General features: G+C 39.4%; 16 protein-coding genes. 8 read left to right on the top strand and 8 right to left on the bottom strand.

Translation table 11 applies throughout. The features are described from left to right. Window positions 1-2: 2 nt before the first annotated feature. From BVC88_RS06930 to BVC88_RS06945, 4 genes are all read left to right on the top strand, one after another. Window positions 3-899 carry a class I SAM-dependent methyltransferase gene (locus tag BVC88_RS06930; protein WP_075349943.1) on the top strand — a complete coding sequence of 299 codons (897 nt, stop codon included), beginning with the start codon at window positions 3-5 and terminating at the stop codon, window positions 897-899. Beyond that, window positions 892-2,052: a glycosyltransferase family 4 protein gene (locus tag BVC88_RS06935; RefSeq protein WP_075349944.1), complete on the top strand. Its 1,161-nt coding sequence runs from the start codon at window positions 892-894 to the stop codon at window positions 2,050-2,052. Before BVC88_RS06930 ends, BVC88_RS06935 begins: the two co-directional genes overlap by 8 nt. Beyond that, entirely contained in the window at window positions 2,028-3,227 is a 1,200-nt protein-coding gene (locus BVC88_RS06940; protein WP_075350168.1) for a glycosyltransferase, read from the top strand. The genes BVC88_RS06935 and BVC88_RS06940 overlap by 25 nt, the downstream gene beginning before the upstream one ends. 148 nt (window positions 3,228-3,375) lie before the next feature. Next, entirely contained in the window at window positions 3,376-3,789 is a 414-nt protein-coding gene (locus tag BVC88_RS06945; RefSeq protein ID WP_075349945.1) for an OsmC family protein, read from the top strand. 47 nt (window positions 3,790-3,836) lie between these two features. On the opposite strand, the gene rlmF is transcribed toward BVC88_RS06945, so the two are convergent. The 4 genes from rlmF to BVC88_RS06965 form a co-directional block, all read right to left on the bottom strand. Continuing rightward, a complete protein-coding gene (gene rlmF, locus BVC88_RS06950; protein ID WP_075349946.1) occupies window positions 3,837-4,787 on the bottom strand; it encodes a 23S rRNA (adenine(1618)-N(6))-methyltransferase RlmF in 951 nt (316 codons plus the stop codon). 16 nt (window positions 4,788-4,803) lie between these two features. Further along, window positions 4,804-5,322, bottom strand: coding sequence for a CIA30 family protein (locus tag BVC88_RS06955; protein WP_245803611.1), 519 nt, complete (start codon window positions 5,320-5,322; stop codon window positions 4,804-4,806). An 82-nt stretch (window positions 5,323-5,404) separates the two neighbouring features. Beyond that, window positions 5,405-6,136: an SIMPL domain-containing protein gene (locus BVC88_RS06960; protein ID WP_075349948.1), complete on the bottom strand. Its 732-nt coding sequence runs from the start codon at window positions 6,134-6,136 to the stop codon at window positions 5,405-5,407. A gap of 98 nt (window positions 6,137-6,234) precedes the next feature. Then, window positions 6,235-7,605, bottom strand: coding sequence for a M14 family zinc carboxypeptidase (locus tag BVC88_RS06965; protein WP_245803612.1), 1,371 nt, complete (start codon window positions 7,603-7,605; stop codon window positions 6,235-6,237). 203 nt (window positions 7,606-7,808) lie between these two features. Between BVC88_RS06965 and BVC88_RS06970 the strand changes: the two genes are divergently transcribed. Beyond that, complete coding sequence (locus BVC88_RS06970) at window positions 7,809-8,840, top strand: dipeptide epimerase (protein WP_075350169.1); 1,032 nt, start codon at window positions 7,809-7,811, stop codon at window positions 8,838-8,840. Window positions 8,841-8,875: 35 nt separating this feature from the next. Here the strand turns inward: BVC88_RS06970 and BVC88_RS06975 are convergent, their stop codons facing one another. Together BVC88_RS06975 and BVC88_RS06980 are read right to left on the bottom strand one after the other, a co-directional pair. After that, entirely contained in the window at window positions 8,876-9,571 is a 696-nt protein-coding gene (locus tag BVC88_RS06975; protein ID WP_075349950.1) for a response regulator transcription factor, read from the bottom strand. Next, window positions 9,568-11,286 carry a sensor histidine kinase gene (locus BVC88_RS06980; protein ID WP_075349951.1) on the bottom strand — a complete coding sequence of 573 codons (1,719 nt, stop codon included), beginning with the start codon at window positions 11,284-11,286 and terminating at the stop codon, window positions 9,568-9,570. Before BVC88_RS06980 ends, BVC88_RS06975 begins: the two co-directional genes overlap by 4 nt. Window positions 11,287-11,497: 211 nt before the next feature. On the opposite strand from BVC88_RS06980, the gene lysA reads away from it, so the two are divergent. The 3 genes from lysA (at window position 11,498) to BVC88_RS06995 (ending at window position 15,712) form a co-directional block, all read left to right on the top strand. Continuing rightward, window positions 11,498-12,730 (top strand): diaminopimelate decarboxylase, encoded by a 1,233-nt coding sequence (gene lysA / locus BVC88_RS06985; protein WP_075349952.1) that lies wholly within the window; start codon window positions 11,498-11,500, stop codon window positions 12,728-12,730. Window positions 12,731-12,951: 221 nt separating this feature from the next. Further along, entirely contained in the window at window positions 12,952-13,995 is a 1,044-nt protein-coding gene (locus BVC88_RS06990) for a PorP/SprF family type IX secretion system membrane protein (RefSeq protein WP_075349953.1), read from the top strand. 187 nt (window positions 13,996-14,182) lie between these two features. Next, window positions 14,183-15,712: a cryptochrome/photolyase family protein gene (locus BVC88_RS06995; RefSeq protein WP_075349954.1), complete on the top strand. Its 1,530-nt coding sequence runs from the start codon at window positions 14,183-14,185 to the stop codon at window positions 15,710-15,712. Between the two features lie 27 nt (window positions 15,713-15,739). Here the strand turns inward: BVC88_RS06995 and BVC88_RS07000 are convergent, their stop codons facing one another. Both BVC88_RS07000 and BVC88_RS07005 read right to left on the bottom strand, forming a co-directional pair. Next, a complete protein-coding gene (locus BVC88_RS07000) occupies window positions 15,740-16,390 on the bottom strand; it encodes a hypothetical protein (RefSeq protein ID WP_075349955.1) in 651 nt (216 codons plus the stop codon). 1 nt (window position 16,391) lies between these two features. Continuing rightward, complete coding sequence (locus tag BVC88_RS07005; RefSeq protein ID WP_075350170.1) at window positions 16,392-16,907, bottom strand: RNA polymerase sigma factor; 516 nt, start codon at window positions 16,905-16,907, stop codon at window positions 16,392-16,394. Window positions 16,908-16,996 lie beyond the last annotated feature (89 nt).

The following is a 16,996-nucleotide window of genomic DNA, read 5'->3' on the forward strand; positions in this document are numbered from 1 at the left end:
CCATGCGGCAAATCACCTGTCCAGTTTGTAATTCGATTCCAACTGATCCTTTAGAGGAATTCGAAATCTGTACTTGTAGCAATTGTAAGGTAGGTTGGACTTATGTATCCAATTCAATAGAATCTGAAGAGTTATATCAGGACGAAGTTTATCAGGTAGTAGATAATCGTAAGTCGATTTTTGAGCGAATCATCTTTTCAGAAGCACGGAAAATCCTTTCAATTGCTAAAAATCTTTTACCCCGAGCTTCCAAACTTTTGGACTTTGGTTCAGGGAAAGGGCAATTTTTATGGGTTGCTAAAGAAAGTGGATGGATAGGAACAGGTATTGAAACTGCAGCTGCAAGAGCTGATTTTGCAAGCGAGTTTTATCAAGTAAAAGTCATTCGTGAGTTTTATTCCCAAGGAAAAGTTGAAGGAGCACCATTTGATTTTATCACTCTGAATCACGTATTAGAGCATCTGCCTCAGCCGGTATTACTTCTAAATGAGTTGCTTGATTCGAATCTTGCGAAAGATGGTTTGGTCTATATTGAGGTGCCTCGTGCTAATTCCTGGCAGGCGAAAATTTCCGGTAAATATTGGATGCATTGGGATATTCCAAAGCACTTGACGCATTGGAGTGAGGATGTTCTATGTACTGAAATGGCAAAAATTGGATTTTCAAAAAAAGCAGACCGTAGGTTTTCGATTCATCTGGGATTGATGGGAATGGTCCAATCGGTTATGAGTATTTTTGGGTTTCGAGACAATCTCGTTTTGCGATTGAAACGAAAAAAAACAGTTGGATTACTTTTAGGTATAGGATTGGTCTTGCCAGTAGCAATATTGCTAGAGGTATTAGCTGTCCCTTTTAATCGATCTGGAATCATCGGCGTATACTTCAAGTCAAATGATTGAATCTCGACATGTATTGGTATTGCAGTCCTCCTCTGAGCTCTATGGCTCGGGGAAGATCATCCATCAAGTGCTTCAGGTATATCGATCAGAGGGCTTAATTCCTGTCATTTTGCTTACTGGCCCCGGTCCTCTTGCTGAACTTTTGATAGAAGAGGGATATATTGTTCGAATCAAAAATTTGGGAATTCTGCGGAGAAAATATGTCAGACCGAGTGGGCTGATCAATCGACTTAGCAAAAATATTCAGGCGTACAGCTATTTAAATCAACTTCACCGAGAGTTTAATTTCCAGCTCGTTTATTCCAATACACTTGCTGTTGTGGTCGGTGCTTGGTGGGCAAGAAGAAGGAGGATTCCTCACATTTGGCATATTCATGAGATTCTACTAGGACCATCACCATTGGTGAGTATGTTGGCAAAAATGCTTGATGTAAGTACTGCTGAGCCTATCGTAGTTTCCCAAGCTGTGGGAGATCATTGGAAAGGCAAATTAAAAAAAGCTAGACCTGAAGTCATTTATAACGGGATTCCGTACGAACCCTATTTGATTGAATTTCCGAATGCAAAAAAGAATCTAGGAATTGACAAAAACGAGCTAGTCATCACGATGGTGGGCCGAATTAATCCTGGGAAGGGGCAACTTTTCTTTTTGGAAATGGCTGAAATTTTGGTCAATAGATTTCCTCAGCTTCACTTTATGTTAGTAGGGGATCCTTTTCCTGGCTATGAGGGGATAGAACAGGAAATCATACAAAAGATAGAAAAAACTCAACTTCAGAAATCAGTAAGCTATTTGGGTTTCAGGAAAGATATTCCGGAGATTCTAGCTGCAACAGATATTTTTGTTTTGCCTTCGATTCTTCCTGATTCATTTCCTACGGTAATTTTGGAGGCTATGGCTTCCGGGAAACCAGTAGTTGCTACACGCTCGGGAGGAGCTTCCGAAATGGTCATTCATGAGAAGACTGGCTTATTAGTTTCGGTCGGAGATGTGAAAAAGGGAGCAGAAGCTTTAGACAAACTAATTAAAAATGTAGCTTTGCGGATTGAAATGGGAAATGCAGCTCGCAACAGGGTACTTCATGAATATAGCTTGGAAGCTTTCGAAGAAAAAATCAAAAATCACTTATGGCGACAAATGAGAAAAAACTAAAAGTCGCTATTATGGGAGCCAAAGGCTATCCGTATGTGTACGGAGGCTATGATACCTTGATCCGAGAACTTGGAGAGCGGCTAGTCACACGCGGGGTTTCGGTGAGAGTATATAATCATCGGGCACTTTTTAAAGACAAACCTCGGTATGTAAAAGGCATTGAATGCATCTACACTCCTGCGATTGAGAAGAAAAGCCTGACTCAATTGACTCACAGTTTTTTTTCAATGGTTCACGCCTGCTTTTCGGATGTGGATGTGATTTTTGTGGTCAATAGTGGAAATGGGCCTTTCGGACTAATTTCAAGACTCTTTGGTAAACCTACAGTAATTAACGTTGACGGGTTAGAGTGGCTTCGTCCAAAATGGAAAGGTGCCGGTTCCAAGTATTTTCTTTGGGCATCTAGAATGGCCACTAAGTTATATGACCAAGTCATCAATGACTCAGAAGAGATGCGTCGTGTATACTTGGAATTGTTTAACGCAGATTCTAAGGTAATTGCCTATGGGGCGAATCCACGTGAAAGTGCAGAAAGTAAATTTATCGAGAAGTGGGGATTGACCACGGAATCATACTTTTTAATTGTAGGGAGACTAGTTCCCGATAACAATGCCGATTTGATCATAGACGGATTTTTAAAATCTAGTTCAAATCGTAAATTGGTGATTGTTGGAGACCAACCCTTTGAGGATGAATGGGCTAATGAGTTGAAGAAAATTCAAGATCCGAGAATTTTATTTACGGGATATGTTAAGGATCCTGATGAGTTGGCTTCGTTCTATATTCATTCTTATGCATATTTTCATGGCCATGAATATGGAGGCACTAATCCAGCTATGCTCAAGGCCATGGGTTACGGCTGTGCAATTTTGGCATTGGATACTCCTTTTAATCAGGAGATGTTACAAAATGGAAAGCATGGTTGGTATTTCGATAAGAAAGTAAAAGCGGTAGCAGAGATCGTCGGGAAAGCGGAGAAAAACCCAACTCAAATGAATGAACTCCGAAAAGAAGCGCGCTCAGGTCTAACTGAAAAATATAATTGGGATTATGTGACGGAGCAATATCTGGAAGTTTTTCAGGAATTATCTGGAAAAAAAGTTCCAGCACCACTTCCTGTAGCCAAACAGGTAAGTTTGGAAGAGGTAACAGAATCACAGAGATCTGATTTTTAACCTGCTGAATAGTCAGAAAGCTCTGTCATGCGTGAGGCAAGTCTTTGCAATAATCAGTGAAGATCTGTGGAGAAATGTGATTTCTTGGAACTTTAAGCTCATTTTGAGACTTAGAAAAACATAACTTTTAACCCTAAATTTTAAACTAATGATCAGAAAAGCAACAGCCGTTTGGAATGGCACTGGTAAAGAAGGAAAAGGTCATCTGACCACAGCGAGCAATGTGCTCAATAAAACTCAATATTCTTTCAACACGAGGTTTGAGGATGGTGTAGGCACCAATCCGGAAGAACTAATCGCTGCAGCGCATGCGGGTTGTTTTGCGATGAAATTGAGCTTTAATCTTAGCGCTGAGGGCTTGACTCCGGAAGAATTGGATGTAACCTCTAATATTACTTTCGAAGAGGGAACTTTGAAAAAGTCACACCTCGTACTAAAAGCCAAAGTGGCAGGCGTCACTGAAGAAAAATTTGCTGAATTAGTCAAAGATGCGGAGCTAAACTGCCCTATCTCTCAAGCTTTAAAGATGGAAATCAGCGTAGAATACACGCTTAATTCCTAATTGGATTTCCAATAATAAAAAAAAGCAGGCCGAATAGCCTGCTTTTTTTATGCCCATCGGAATTTTCGCCAAACGTCTTGTTGCTTTGGGCTAAGAAAAGTCCACGCTACAAACCTACTTTTCTTATTGCCTTGAGCCATTGGGATAATTTTGAAATCTACCACACCAACTTTCCGTAGGGATTCTTCAATGGCCTTGAGATTTTCAGATTTTGAAACTAATGAAGTGAACCAAAATACCTGATTCCGAAAGCTGATACTTTCCAAAATCATCTTTCGAATAAACTCTAATTCACCTCCGGGACACCAAAGTTCGGAGGCCTGACCTCCAAAGTTTAGGGCTAATTTTTCTATCGGCTTTTGCCGGAGATTTTTAAGTTTACGCATGCTTCCTTCGGATGCTGATTGGGCAGAATCATGAAAAGGAGGGTTGCAAATCGTCAAATCAAAATAGACCTCATTTTGAATGATGTTTTGGAAGATATGATTTGAATCAGTTTGAGCCATTAACTCGATTTTGCCATGTAGAAGAGAGTTTTCTTCTAATATTCTCCTCGCGGATTCGATGGCTTTTGGATTCAATTCAGACCCGACAACTTTCCAACCGTATATTGAATTTGCTAAAATAGGATAGATCAAATTCGCTCCACAACCAATATCCAAAATCTGTATTTTGGATCCCTTTATGGGTTTTCCTGAATTACTTTGTGTTAATAAATCAGCAGCATAATGAATGTAGTCCGCGCGTCCCGGGATTGGAGGACAAAGAAACCCATCTGGAATGTCCCAGAATTTGACTCCATAAAAATGGATTAACAGCGCCCGATTGAGTAGTTTAACTGCCGTAGAATCAGCAAAATCCAAACTTAAATTTCCATGTTCATTTTGAAAAACATGAGGAGCTAACTCTGGCAAAGTTTCAGAAAGAGAGGCCAGATCGTAGCGACCTTGATGAAGATTATTAGGGTGGAGGCTTTTATTTTGTTCAGAGTTTTTCATGGTAGGAAACCTATACCTAAATCAGTTCGATTTTGGAGATTTCCAACCGGAAGGTTTCAGGTTTTTTGTTTCCGATCAGAAAGGCAAGTTCGCTTATTTGATCGGAATTGAAATTTGGAATCGCCAATTTCCTCCCTCGGAATGCAGGATACATCCCAGATAATGGAATCACAATTTCTTGCCAATCCCCATTCGTCTGGAACTCGGAAATGTAAGAATGTCTATCGTATGGGCTTGATTTGATTCGAAACTGATAACTTTTACCGTCTCCTTTTATGGTGATTTTCACTTTGGTATTATTTCCAACCTTAGTATTGAGATCGTGTCGAAGCGAAGAGAATCCTCCATTATTTTCTAGCGAAACTTTCCCTTCAAATAGGCCATTTCCTGCTTCATTGATGGAAAAATTACCAACCGACCTTCCTCCCATCACCACATCATCGACAATCTGCCAGTCGGATTTGGAAGAATTTTGAGAAAAATCATAGAGCATTAATGAAATCATAAGTGGGATGTAGAATAGTAGAGCTTTCACACTCTTAAAAGTCAAAACCTTTTATTTTGTTTAATTCCAGAAAGTTGACCCTGCAAAACTACCGATAGCAAAATGACCCTTATTAGTCCACTTCAAAGATCAACTTCATGGTGATTGAAGCAGTTTTGTTTTTATCAGCGGTATTGAAAGTGCCTCCCCAAGAGTAATCTTCACCGGAATTTTGACCGGTGATTTGGAAGATTCCCATATTTGCAGAAATTAAATCGCCAAGACTACCTTTTGAATTTTCTGCGATTCGCTCCGCTCTGATGGTGGCATCCTCCGTTGCTTTTGCAATCATTTCCAATTTGAGAGATTCAAGTTCGGTATAATAGTAGCGTGGGTTTTGGGAATAGAATGTGATCCCTTGGTTGAGAAGTTCCGTGATTTCCCTTGAGATTTTCTCTACTTTTTCTACCTCTTTGGATTCTATTTTTAGTGATTGATTAAGTTGGTAACCGGTGAAAGTCTGTCCCAGATATCTCCCATCGTTGGAATAGTTTTGCTGATATTGGGGATTAGTGGATACGGCATTGAAGATCAGTTGATCCTCTGGGATTCCTTTTGATTTCAGATAAGTTGTTACTGCCTTTTTATCAGATTCCAAATCTGCATAAGCTGTTTTGAGATCTCGGCTTTCTCGGCTAAAATTTCCTTCCCAGACGATCAGATCCGAGGTAAAATTGCTTTCGCCCAAGCCAGTCACGTTGATTGTGCCCTGAGGACGATTTCGATTGATGACTGCATTTCCCAAAATAAAAGCTGCAATTACTATCGCTAGTGCAAAAAGTATTGCTGGAATGTTCTTCTTCATAAAAGCATAGATTGGTTTACTGAAAATAAGAATTCATAGGCTAGGTAACAAAAAACCCGCCGAAAAGCGGGTTTTAAGAAGTCTTAACCAATACTTATTCAGAGTACTCTTTGCTTAAATTCTTGAGATTTTGGATTATCCAGATCGATTAAGTAGCCATTGACAACGGCATACTTCAATTTGTCCTCTTTTGCTAGAAAGAAATTAGGAGTAGCACCTGTCATCCAGCCGGATGGGTATTCTTCAGTACTTTTCAAAACGAGAATAGGGAGTCCATGCAACTCGTTTTTTGAAGCATTCTTAACTTTTACTGCTAGGTATCCTTTCCTAAGCAAGTCCATTGCTTTTTCCCCATTAAGTGCATCGAAGTTCTCAAATTCCGTTTCATATACTTTGCCTTCCATATATTTCAAACCGGTAGCATCAAGAGTTTCTATTCCAAAGTATACTTGCATATCGCCTAGGTCCTCTACAGATGAAGTCATATAGTAGCTCTCACCAGAAGTGATATCCCGTCTTCTAATGGCAAGATCAACTGGATATACCTTTTCTCCTACTGGAACCAAAACTTCATTTAAGATCAAATCCATCAGTTGGAGATCATTATCCCCAATGGCAAAATATTGCTCGGTAGTATATTGCTCATAGCCTTTGGTTGCAATCTGATGAAGCGCATTCAGGATGATCATGAAATTCAATTTTCGGATGTATTGCTTCTCAGGATCGTTAGTATATCCTCCAGACTCGATTAGAATGGTGCTTGTGCCCCATTTTTGAATATTGTCTCCAAATGCTCTCGGCTCAAATTCGTCATCGTATTTGCCTACTTGGCCAGGTATGATCTGTTGTAGCACTTCATTCATACCCGCTATGGTCTGCATTGCTCTTTTTCGCACATCATTGATTTCCGTAGCTTCGTTGTAGGCAGGAGCCAAAACAGAAATAGTGGCTTGTTTTGGCGTGTTGTGAACATTGTAATAGATCTGCTGATCATGAAGATTAAATCCAAACTCAGGTTCGAATTTATCTCTGGCATTTTTTAGAATTTGAGCCTCCGGAGAAATCTGGGAGATCGCATCGCGATTGAGGTCTATATCCAGTGCGTTTCTTCGTTTGAAAGCTTCTGCGCCATCCGGGTTGATCATTGGAATGAATTTGATTTGAAGTTGATTCTTCAAAAGTGCTCGCAACTCGTCATATTCATCTCCACTTGCTTTCAGAAAATTGAACAAATCAAAAAGAGACATGGTGGCCGTACTTTCGTTGCCGTGCATTTGGGACCAAAGCATCACTTTGGTCTGACCATTTCCCCAGTCCAAAGAGGAAATGCTTCTACCTTCAATCGATTCGCCAAGCTTTTCTATTTGAAAGATATCAGCATGTTTTTGAATCAAAGGCTGTAGATCGGCATGCTTGAACCTTCTATTCGTGATAGCCTTTTCAAGATATTGCTCCTGGGCTTCACTCAAGGATTCAATTGATAGGGGCTCAAAGTCTTCTGGGATTGCTGTTTTGCACCCAGAAATTTGAAGTAAAAACAGCAAAAAAATGCTAAATAGAGTTCTGGAAGTAGATTTCATAAATCTTTATTATTTCAATCAATTATTTGTAAATCTAGGCAACTTAGAATAAAAAACCCCTTAATTTTGATCTAAAATCAGTATTTATGGCTATCAAGTTATCTTATTTTGTAAAAGATCTTCCGCTGAAACACACCTTCACCATTGCCCATCAAAGTCGTGATGTGCAGGATACATTGATCGTGAAATTGGAAGATGCAAGTTTTTACGGCTTGGGAGAATCTACGACCAACCCTTTTTATGGGATGACGATAGCCAATATGATTGAATGTCTGGAAGAAATCAGACCAATTGTAGAGAGAGGAAATTGGAAAACTCCAGAAAGGCTATGGGAACTTGGAAAAGAGGTTTTCAAAAACAATCCATTTGCACAGTGTGCTTTAGACATGGCTGCCTGGGACCTTTTTGCGAAGCAAAAGGGAAAGAAACTTTATGAACTTCTTGAGCTGAATCCAGCCAATATCCCTCTGACTAATTTTACTATTGGTATTGATACAATTGAAAAAATGGTGTCAAAAATGAAAGAGGTGGACTGGCCGATTTACAAAATCAAGCTGGGTACTGAAAATGATCTCGAGATCATTAAAGAACTTCGAAAACATACCGATGCGGTTTTTAGAATTGATGCAAACTGTGCCTGGACTGCAGATCAAGCAATCGCTTACTCTGCCGAACTCAGTAAGCTTGGAGTAGAATTTATGGAGCAGCCGCTTGGAAAAGATGATCTGGAGGGAATGCGGAAGGTCTACGCAGAAAGTAAACTTCCGGTCATGGCAGATGAAAGTTGTATTGTGGAATCAGATGTCAAAAAATGTCACGGACTTTTCCACGCTGTCAATATTAAATTGGTGAAAGCGGGTGGAATTACTCCGGGACTTCGAATGATTAAAGAAGCAAAATCGCTTGGTATGAAAACGATGGTAGGTTGTATGACAGAATCTTCTGTTGGTATTACAGCGATTGCCCATATTGCCGCACTTCTGGATTATGTCGATATGGATGGTGCTATGCTACTATCGCATGATCCTGCAAAAGGGGTGACAATAACTCCTGAAAAAGTAACCTTCCCTAAAGGAAATGGAATTGGTGCCGAACTGATCGAAGAACCTATCGAATCGAATTAAAAATAGAAAGGGCGGTTCCAAACCGCCCTTTCTCATTACTCTTCACTTACAATTAATTTGAATCCTTCACCGTGAATGGTGATAATCTGGACTTTTGGATCGTCTTTCAGCAGCTTTCTGATTTTACTCAAATAGACATCCATGCTCCGGGCATTGAAATAGCTGTCGTCTCCCCAGATCTGTTTGAGTGCGTGACTTCTGTTTACCAGCTTATTGATCTCTGCAGCTAAAATCCTGATAAGCTCATTTTCCTTGGAAGTCAATTTGTGCTTGCCTTTCGGACCTTCGAGCATTTGTTCATCGTAGTGGAGGACAAAATCTCCAAAACTGTAAACTTTCAATGGAGAAATATCATCACTTTTTTTAGTCCGCTTCAAAATCGCATTCACCCGGAGAAGCAATTCCTCCATACTGAATGGTTTGGTGATGTAGTCATCTGCACCGATTTTCAATCCTTCGATGATATCATCTTTTTGGTTTTTAGCAGACAAAAATAGAATAGGAAGGTTTTCCTGTACCTTTTTGATTTCTTTGGCAAGTGTAAATCCGTCTTTCTTTGGCATCATAATATCCAAAAGACAAAGATCGAATTTATCTTTTTTAAACTTGTTCCAGCCCTCTTCTCCATCTCTACAAAGAGTGGGTTCATATCCTTTCATTTCAAGATATTCCTTCAGGATATCTCCTAAGTTTGGGTCATCTTCTACGACCAATAGTTTGGCTTTACTCATTGTTTTTTAGGTAAGTGAATGGTAAATGTGCTTCCTTTTCCGAGCTCACTGGAGACAGAAATAGTGCCTCTATGAGCTTCTAACATTGTTTTGACATAGGATAATCCCAGCCCAAAACCTTTAACATCGTGTATATTGCCCGTGGGCACACGATAGAATTTATCAAAAATTTTCCGTTGAGAATCCTTACTCATTCCGATCCCGTGATCCTGAATTTTGATGATAAATTCATCCGTCGAATCCTCTGCCAAAATATCTATAGCAGGTTTTTCTGGAGAATACTTATTCGCGTTATCCAAAAGATTGTTGAATATATGACTGAGATGAAATGCATCACCTTCAATGATCGGATTACTGAGCTGATTGTTAAAGGTTATTTTTCCGCCTCGTTTTTCAATTAAGAGTCCAAAATGATCCACTGTTGATTCCAGAATCTCCGATAGATTCAAGGTTTCGATTTTCAGTTTGAAATCTTTTTTATCCAACGCAGCTGCCTGTAGAACGTTTTCTACCTGAGCTACAAGCCTTTTATTTTCATCCTTAATAATACCCAAATACCTTGAACGGAATTTGTCCTGAGAAGAGAGTTCGGGATCTTGAAGCGCCTCCACAGCTAGACTCACCGTGGCAAGTGGTGTTTTGAACTCGTGGGTCATGTTATTGATAAAATCATTTTTCGTATCAGAAAGAGCCTTTTGACGAATAATAACTTTGATTGCATAGATGAAACAAAAGATAATCACTCCGATGAAAACCAAGGAACTGGAAAGAGGTAGCCAAACTTGCCGGATAACATAACTTCCCTTTTCTGGGAAATAGATATAGAGGTAATTGTTTTTACCAACAATATCATTTGGAAAAAGCTTTGCCTGAATCCCTTGCTGGACCAAGATGAATTGTTGCTCCACAGGACCAATTGGCAGAAACAGTCCATCGTCTTTCAATAACCCGATTTCAAAACTTTCTAAGATTCCTTTTTCTAACAAATGACCTTTGATTATTTTTCTCACCTCAGTGGTGTCCAAACGATCGAGAATTGCCTTTTGCCCTGCCATGATTTCATCAAAAGTTTGATTTGCAATATCAATTTTAAGATTTGCTTTTCGGATTTTGTCAAAAGCATCCTCAGAAAGATCGATTTCCGTTATCACCTGAGGGAAACTTGCACGCTTGGAATTTAGAAGTTCGTTTTGACTTTTTTCCAATTCAGATAGGTACTTATACTGCCGTTCTTTCTCCTGTAAAAGAATCTGCATTTCATCGGGAGTGAAAAGCTTGGAAGCCTGCTCAGGGGTCATGTAAGCGAAAAACCGCTCTAATTCTTCAAGAATATTGATATTTACACCTTGTGATTCCAGAATTCTCCGAAATGTAGGGCTGACTTCCGGGGCAGTGCCTTTGAAAATAGTATCGATCAAGGATGGCCGCCCTCTATTTACCGGTCTCCTGCTGATTTGGTATCCAATAGGTTCGATTTTTTGAAAGACTGATTCCTGAAATACAGAATCCTGCATGATTGTACTCAGAATTGTATTTCTTGTCTGTGCCTTTTCCAAATCCTCGACAGTACTGGTAAGTGCCTGAAGTACATTTTGATCAAATCGTTCACGATTGATACTGATCGCATTGGTCACCCAATAGTATTGAAACCCAATCAGCCCAAAGCTGGAAAGGGACATGAGTACTATGATTAAGATGATATTACGCTTAGACATCAAACAAATTTAATTTTATATAAAGGCAGCTACAGATGCTTAACAATATTTAACTGCGATTCTTGGAGTATTTTCTTGGTGTAGATTGACTTCCCGGAAGGAATATTCTTATTTACGTCAGGTTTCTTAATTACATTTTAAAATTTGAAAAAAGGGGGGTAATGCCTCCTTTTTTTTGGTTTTGCGTATCTTTGCACGCAAATTTCAAACCATGCCAACTCCTCAGGATCCTACAGAAATTCAAGGTGTAACCCTTCAATCTATCGCAGAACAGTTCGGAACCCCCGTCTTTGTTTACGATGGGGATAAGATTACTAGTCAAATTCAAGCTTTGCAAGATGCCTTTTCAGGAGTGATGCTGAAGATTAAATATGCCACCAAAGCGCTTTCGAATATATCGATTTTAAAGGTTGTCAAGTCTGCCGGCGCAGGAGTAGATGCAGTATCGATCGAAGAAGTCCGCTTAGGCTTGTTGGCAGGATTTCTTCCTACCGAGATCATGTATACGCCTAACTGTGTGGGGTTTGAAGAAGTTCAGGAAGCGGTGGATTTAGGCGTAACGATCAATCTGGACAACCTCCCCGTTTTGGCCCAATTCGGCCAAACTTATGGGAATTCAGTCCCAGTTTGCATCAGAATCAATCCTCATATCATGGCAGGTGGAAACGCCAAAATCTCTGTAGGACATATCCATAGTAAGTTTGGAATATCGATCCACCAGCTTGATGAAATTTTGAATATTGTGTCCCAATATGGAATGCTAATCACTGGTCTGCATGTCCATACAGGTTCGGATATATTGGATGCTGAGGTTTTTCTTCGTGGCGGGAATGTGCTTTTTGATGCTGCAATGAAGTTTCCGGATCTAAAATTCCTAGACTTCGGAGGAGGCTTCAAAGTAGGTTATAAGCCAGATGATATAGCAACAGACGTTTTTCAGGTAGGGAAGAAAGTCACAGAAGCTTTTCAGGAATTTTGCAAAAAGTATGGAAGAGAATTAGAGCTTTGGTTGGAGCCAGGAAAGTTTCTGGTAAGTGAGGCTGGCTATCTCATAGTAAAAACCAATGTAGTGAAGCAGACTCCCCAACTTACTTTTATTGGAGTGGATTCAGGCTTGAATCACTTAATTCGTCCAATGCTATACGATGCTTACCATGGGGTTTATAATTTAAGTAATCCCGAAGGCAAGCTAAAGCCTTATAATGTAGTTGGATATATATGTGAGACAGACACCTTAGCTGCCGACCGACTTATTGGTGAAGTGAAAACTGGAGATTTGATTGTCATCAAAAATGCAGGGGCTTATGGGTTTAGCATGGCCTCAAATTATAATTCAAGACTAAGGCCCGCAGAGGTTTTGGTTTGGAAAGAAAAAGCTCACTTGATTAGAAAAAGAGAAGAATTTAAAGATTTGATAAATAATCAGATCGTTTTGGAGCTTTAATTTCATTAAATCCACTCCAATTATTCCTTTGGTATTATTATTGATTCTTTATTACTCTGTTGCCGACTGAAGATTTTTGTTCAAACGGAACAGGATTAAAACGAATTTGATCGTCTCTGATCATAAGCCCTAGTAGTTTCTTAGTCCACATTATTAGATTTAATTTCCTGATTGCTAGCTCTAAATGAGTAATTTTGCCTTCGGGGAAGGAGCGATACCTTATGTTGAGGAAATTATTAGGCGTTTTCATTTTTTTGATTGCACTATCTGGTGCAATAGAAGACTCCTACGCTCAAGATGTCCAATATTCTCAATTTTACGCTGCTCCTCTATATCTTAATCCAGCACTTACCGGTGCAAGTGAGCTAACGAGAATCGGTGTCAACTATCGGAATCAATGGCCTGGACTGGATCAGAATTTTAATTCTTACTCGGCCTATATTGACCATTATCTTTTTGACTATAATAGTGGGATAGGCTTGATCTTTAATGGAAGCCAAGAAAGTATGGCAAATCTTTCTACAAACGAAATCGGACTTTCATACGCTTATAGATTAAAGTTAGGAGAAGATCTTTATTTCAGGATTGGGGGAATGGCCAGCTACATGCAGCGAGATGCTTTCTTCAATGATCTAGTATTTGGGACTCAGATTGATATTATTAATGGCACAGTAGGAGGTATTACAGACGAATTGAATGGAATCCCAATAGATAGTAGGTATAGCTTTTTCGATTACAGTTTTGGAGGTATGTTTTATTCCAATAAAATTTGGTTGGGAGCCTCAGCACACCATATTTCAGAGCCTAATGTTTCATTTGTGGACGGACAAATTTCTAAACTCCCAATGAAATTATCAGCGCAAGGCGGAATCCGCTTTGATCTTCAGGGCGGGAGAAGAAATTATTTCACACATGCTTTTGCCGAGCGATCTGTGTCATTCGCATTTAATTACAAGCAGCAAGATCCTTTTAACCAATTAGACCTTGGAGTACAACTTTTTGTGGAGCCACTGGTTCTCGGGGTTTGGTATAGAGGATTGCCTACCAAAAATGGATTACCCAATAATGAAGCAATTATTGGATTAGTGGGAGTATCATTAGAAAATGGATTAGATATTGGCTACTCCTATGATGTAACTGTATCTAAGCTTGGACTTCGTAATTCAGGTGGAGCACATGAGGTGTCACTCACTTATTCCTTCCTTTGGGGAGATCCAAAAAGTAGAAATCAAAGAGCTAGAACAATCCCTTGTTTTAAATATTAAAGGTTTACGGAAGTTTTGTAAAATTTCTGGCAACACTGTTTAAATCCTGTTTTTATTTGATCATTTCAAAAAAACTTGCGACTTCCTTATTTTTTGGATTTAAGAATGACGTGATTATTCATAGTCCTAAATATTAATTTCATAAACAATCCGAATTCGAAAGGACTTTAGAGATAAATTCTTTTTTATGACAAAAACGCTACGATTGATTCTGGGTGATCAACTGAATCTCTCCCACTCTTGGTTTGATACAGCAGATTCGAAGTTCACTTATCTAATGCTTGAGATGCGTCAGGAAACAGATTATGTGACGCATCACATTCAAAAAGTAGTAGCTTTTTTCTTGTCCATGCGAAATTTTGCTGATCAACTCAAGGATGCTGGTCATGAAGTATTGTACTTCAAATTAGATCAGGAAGACAATCAGCAAGATCTGGGTAAAATGATTTCCAAACTTGTTAAGGATGGTAATTTTAAAAGTTTTGAATATCAACTTCCGGACGAATACCGCCTTGATCAGCAGCTCAAACATATATCCAGCTCCCTGGATATCCCTGCAAGAGCAGTTGGGACAGAACATTTTCTTACTGAGAGAGAATTCTTGGCTGATTTTTTTAAAGGGAAAAAGACCTTTTTGATGGAGACTTTCTACCGTCAAATGCGCAAGGATTTTGACATTTTGATGGAAGGAAAAGAACCAGTGGATGGCAAGTGGAATTTTGATGCTGAAAACCGCTCGGCTTTAAAAGATAAACGCCTTTTGCGTAAGCCAAAACTCCATCCTAAAGCGGTGAATGAATTGGTGGAGATGATCCATAAAGCGGGAGTAAAAACCATCGGGGAAATTGATGCAGAAGCATTCAACTGGCCAACTAGTAGAGGCGAATGCCTGGAAGTTTTGGATTATTTCTGCGAAAATCTTTTGATTCATTTTGGAGATTATCAGGATGCGCTGACTACTTGGGATCCATTTCTTTTCCATTCCAGACTTAGTTTTGCAATGAATTCAAAGATGCTCTCTCCTTTGGAAGTGGTGGAAAAAGTGGTGGCACATTGGAAGGAAAATCAATCTAAGATCAGTATTTCCCAAGTCGAGGGATTTATCCGTCAGATCATCGGATGGCGGGAGTACATGCGAGGAATCTATTGGGCAAAAATGCCTGACTTTGCGGAGCTGAATTTCTTTGGTCATGATCGGGAATTACCGGATTGGTTTTGGACGGGCAAGACCAAGATGAAATGCCTAAGTCATACAATCACTCAGTCTTTGGAGCAAGCCTATGCACATCATATTCAGCGACTGATGGTGACGGGTAATTTTATGCTTCTTGCCGGAATCCATCCAGATGAAGTGGATCAATGGTATCTCGGAATCTACATCGATGCGATCGAATGGGTAGAAATCACCAACACCCGAGGGATGAGCCAATTTGCAGACGGGGGAATAGTCGGAACCAAGCCCTATGTCTCCTCAGCCAATTACATCAAAAAGCAGGGGAATTATTGTGGGCACTGCGCCTATGATCCTAACAAAAAAACGGGCGATGGAGCCTGTCCTTTCAATAGTTTGTATTGGCATTTTTATGATCGCAATCGCGATAAACTCGAGAAAAATCCAAGAATCGGAATGGCCTACCGCACCTTGGATAAGATGAAGGATAAAGCAGAAATATTGAAGCAGGCTGATGAATACCTTGAAAAACTAGCGGAGCTTTGATTTTTCTCCGCTAGTTTTTAGAGGCTGTTAATAATTCTTTAATTCTTCCAATTGCTGCATGGATTGATCAATTTCTTTTATCCCAGCGATGAAAAAGAGTTTTTTTACAATTTTGTGATTTGAATTTTCAGGTTTGAAATTCAGGAAGATCCAGATTGCCGCGAAAGTAAATATCCCTGTGATTAGAACCTGAATAATGATTCCAACCGCGTTCGCCTGTGAAGGAAACCAAGAACTGTCCAAATGAAGAGTGCTGTAAAACGGAAGTTGAAATCCGATATATCGCACACTTCTTATCAGCGAAAATCGAAGCTCAATCAATTTCTTTTGAATATCAGCAACGGCTCCTGAGAAGTCAATCTGATAACTCATGACTAAATGCCGGACATAATCTGCGAAGATTTTCAAATTGATCAGGAAAATCATTCCTATTGAGATCAAAAAGTAATTTCCAGCTAAGCTGCTTACCTGCAATCCTATACCTAGAATAGATCCAAGAATGATCAAATAGGGTAACCCGAAGATTATCCCGGTAATTTTTTCAGCTTTAAATCCGAAGAGTGCTTTCTTGGATTTCTGACTGATTTGTTCTTTCAGAATCTTGGAGTTCATCGCCATGACTTTTTCAATCTTACTGTCTTGGGATTTCCATAGCGTTAAAATTTCTTGCTCGTTCATTTTAGTGTTGGTTTAGCTTTAGGAATTTGTCTTTGATCGTTTTTTTCAATCTGCTAAGTTTGGTTGCCACATTAGTTTCGGTGATTCCCATGATTTCCGAGATTTCCGAGTAGGTTTTTTCTTCTAAATAGAGAAGTATCAGTGCGCGATCAAATGATTTCAATGTCCCAATTACTTGATAAAGTAATTTTAAGGATTGATTAGATTCTTGATCCTCTTCTGGGATTTTGAGTACCATTTGTTCATCAAAGCCACGATGAATTTCTTTCCGTTTGGATTCCATTCGGAGGTTTGAGATAGCCACATTTAAAGCTATTCGGTAGAGCCAAGTAGAAAATTTGAAATCTGGATTGAACCTAGGGAAAGCCTTCCAGACCTGAATTGAGATTTCCTGAATCAAATCCTTTACTTCCTCTTCCCCGCTGGCATAAGTACGCGCGACCTTAAATAGAATTCCTTTATTCTCTTCAAGGAGCTTTATAAATTGTTCAGAAATAACTCTGGATGAGGAACTCATTTGAATATCTTTTCCCAATGATTCGCAGACAAGCTTAAAAAATCACAGCATTATTCAAATTATTTCAAAAAAGGGAGGAAAACTGTTTT

Source organism: Algoriphagus marinus (assembly GCF_001936475.1).
GTDB lineage: Bacteria > Bacteroidota > Bacteroidia > Cytophagales > Cyclobacteriaceae > Algoriphagus > Algoriphagus marinus.

Bases quoted from the DNA above. Each gene is read 5' to 3' on its own strand.
- rlmF (WP_075349946.1), bottom strand. From the start codon at position 4,787: ATGAAAAACTCTGAACAAAATAAAAGCCTCCACCCTAATAATCTTCAT.
- BVC88_RS07000 (WP_075349955.1), bottom strand. From the start codon at position 16,390: ATGAACGAGCAAGAAATTTTAACGCTATGGAAATCCCAAGACAGTAAG.
- BVC88_RS07005 (WP_075350170.1), bottom strand. From the start codon at position 16,907: ATGAGTTCCTCATCCAGAGTTATTTCTGAACAATTTATAAAGCTCCTT.
- BVC88_RS06995 (WP_075349954.1), top strand. From the start codon at position 14,183: ATGACAAAAACGCTACGATTGATTCTGGGTGATCAACTGAATCTCTCC.
- BVC88_RS06960 (WP_075349948.1), bottom strand. From the start codon at position 6,136: ATGAAGAAGAACATTCCAGCAATACTTTTTGCACTAGCGATAGTAATT.
- lysA (WP_075349952.1), top strand. From the start codon at position 11,498: ATGCCAACTCCTCAGGATCCTACAGAAATTCAAGGTGTAACCCTTCAA.
- BVC88_RS06980 (WP_075349951.1), bottom strand. From the start codon at position 11,286: ATGTCTAAGCGTAATATCATCTTAATCATAGTACTCATGTCCCTTTCC.
- BVC88_RS06935 (WP_075349944.1), top strand. From the start codon at position 892: ATGATTGAATCTCGACATGTATTGGTATTGCAGTCCTCCTCTGAGCTC.
- BVC88_RS06940 (WP_075350168.1), top strand. From the start codon at position 2,028: ATGGCGACAAATGAGAAAAAACTAAAAGTCGCTATTATGGGAGCCAAA.
- BVC88_RS06990 (WP_075349953.1), top strand. From the start codon at position 12,952: ATGTTGAGGAAATTATTAGGCGTTTTCATTTTTTTGATTGCACTATCT.
- BVC88_RS06930 (WP_075349943.1), top strand. From the start codon at position 3: ATGCGGCAAATCACCTGTCCAGTTTGTAATTCGATTCCAACTGATCCT.
- BVC88_RS06975 (WP_075349950.1), bottom strand. From the start codon at position 9,571: ATGAGTAAAGCCAAACTATTGGTCGTAGAAGATGACCCAAACTTAGGA.
- BVC88_RS06945 (WP_075349945.1), top strand. From the start codon at position 3,376: ATGATCAGAAAAGCAACAGCCGTTTGGAATGGCACTGGTAAAGAAGGA.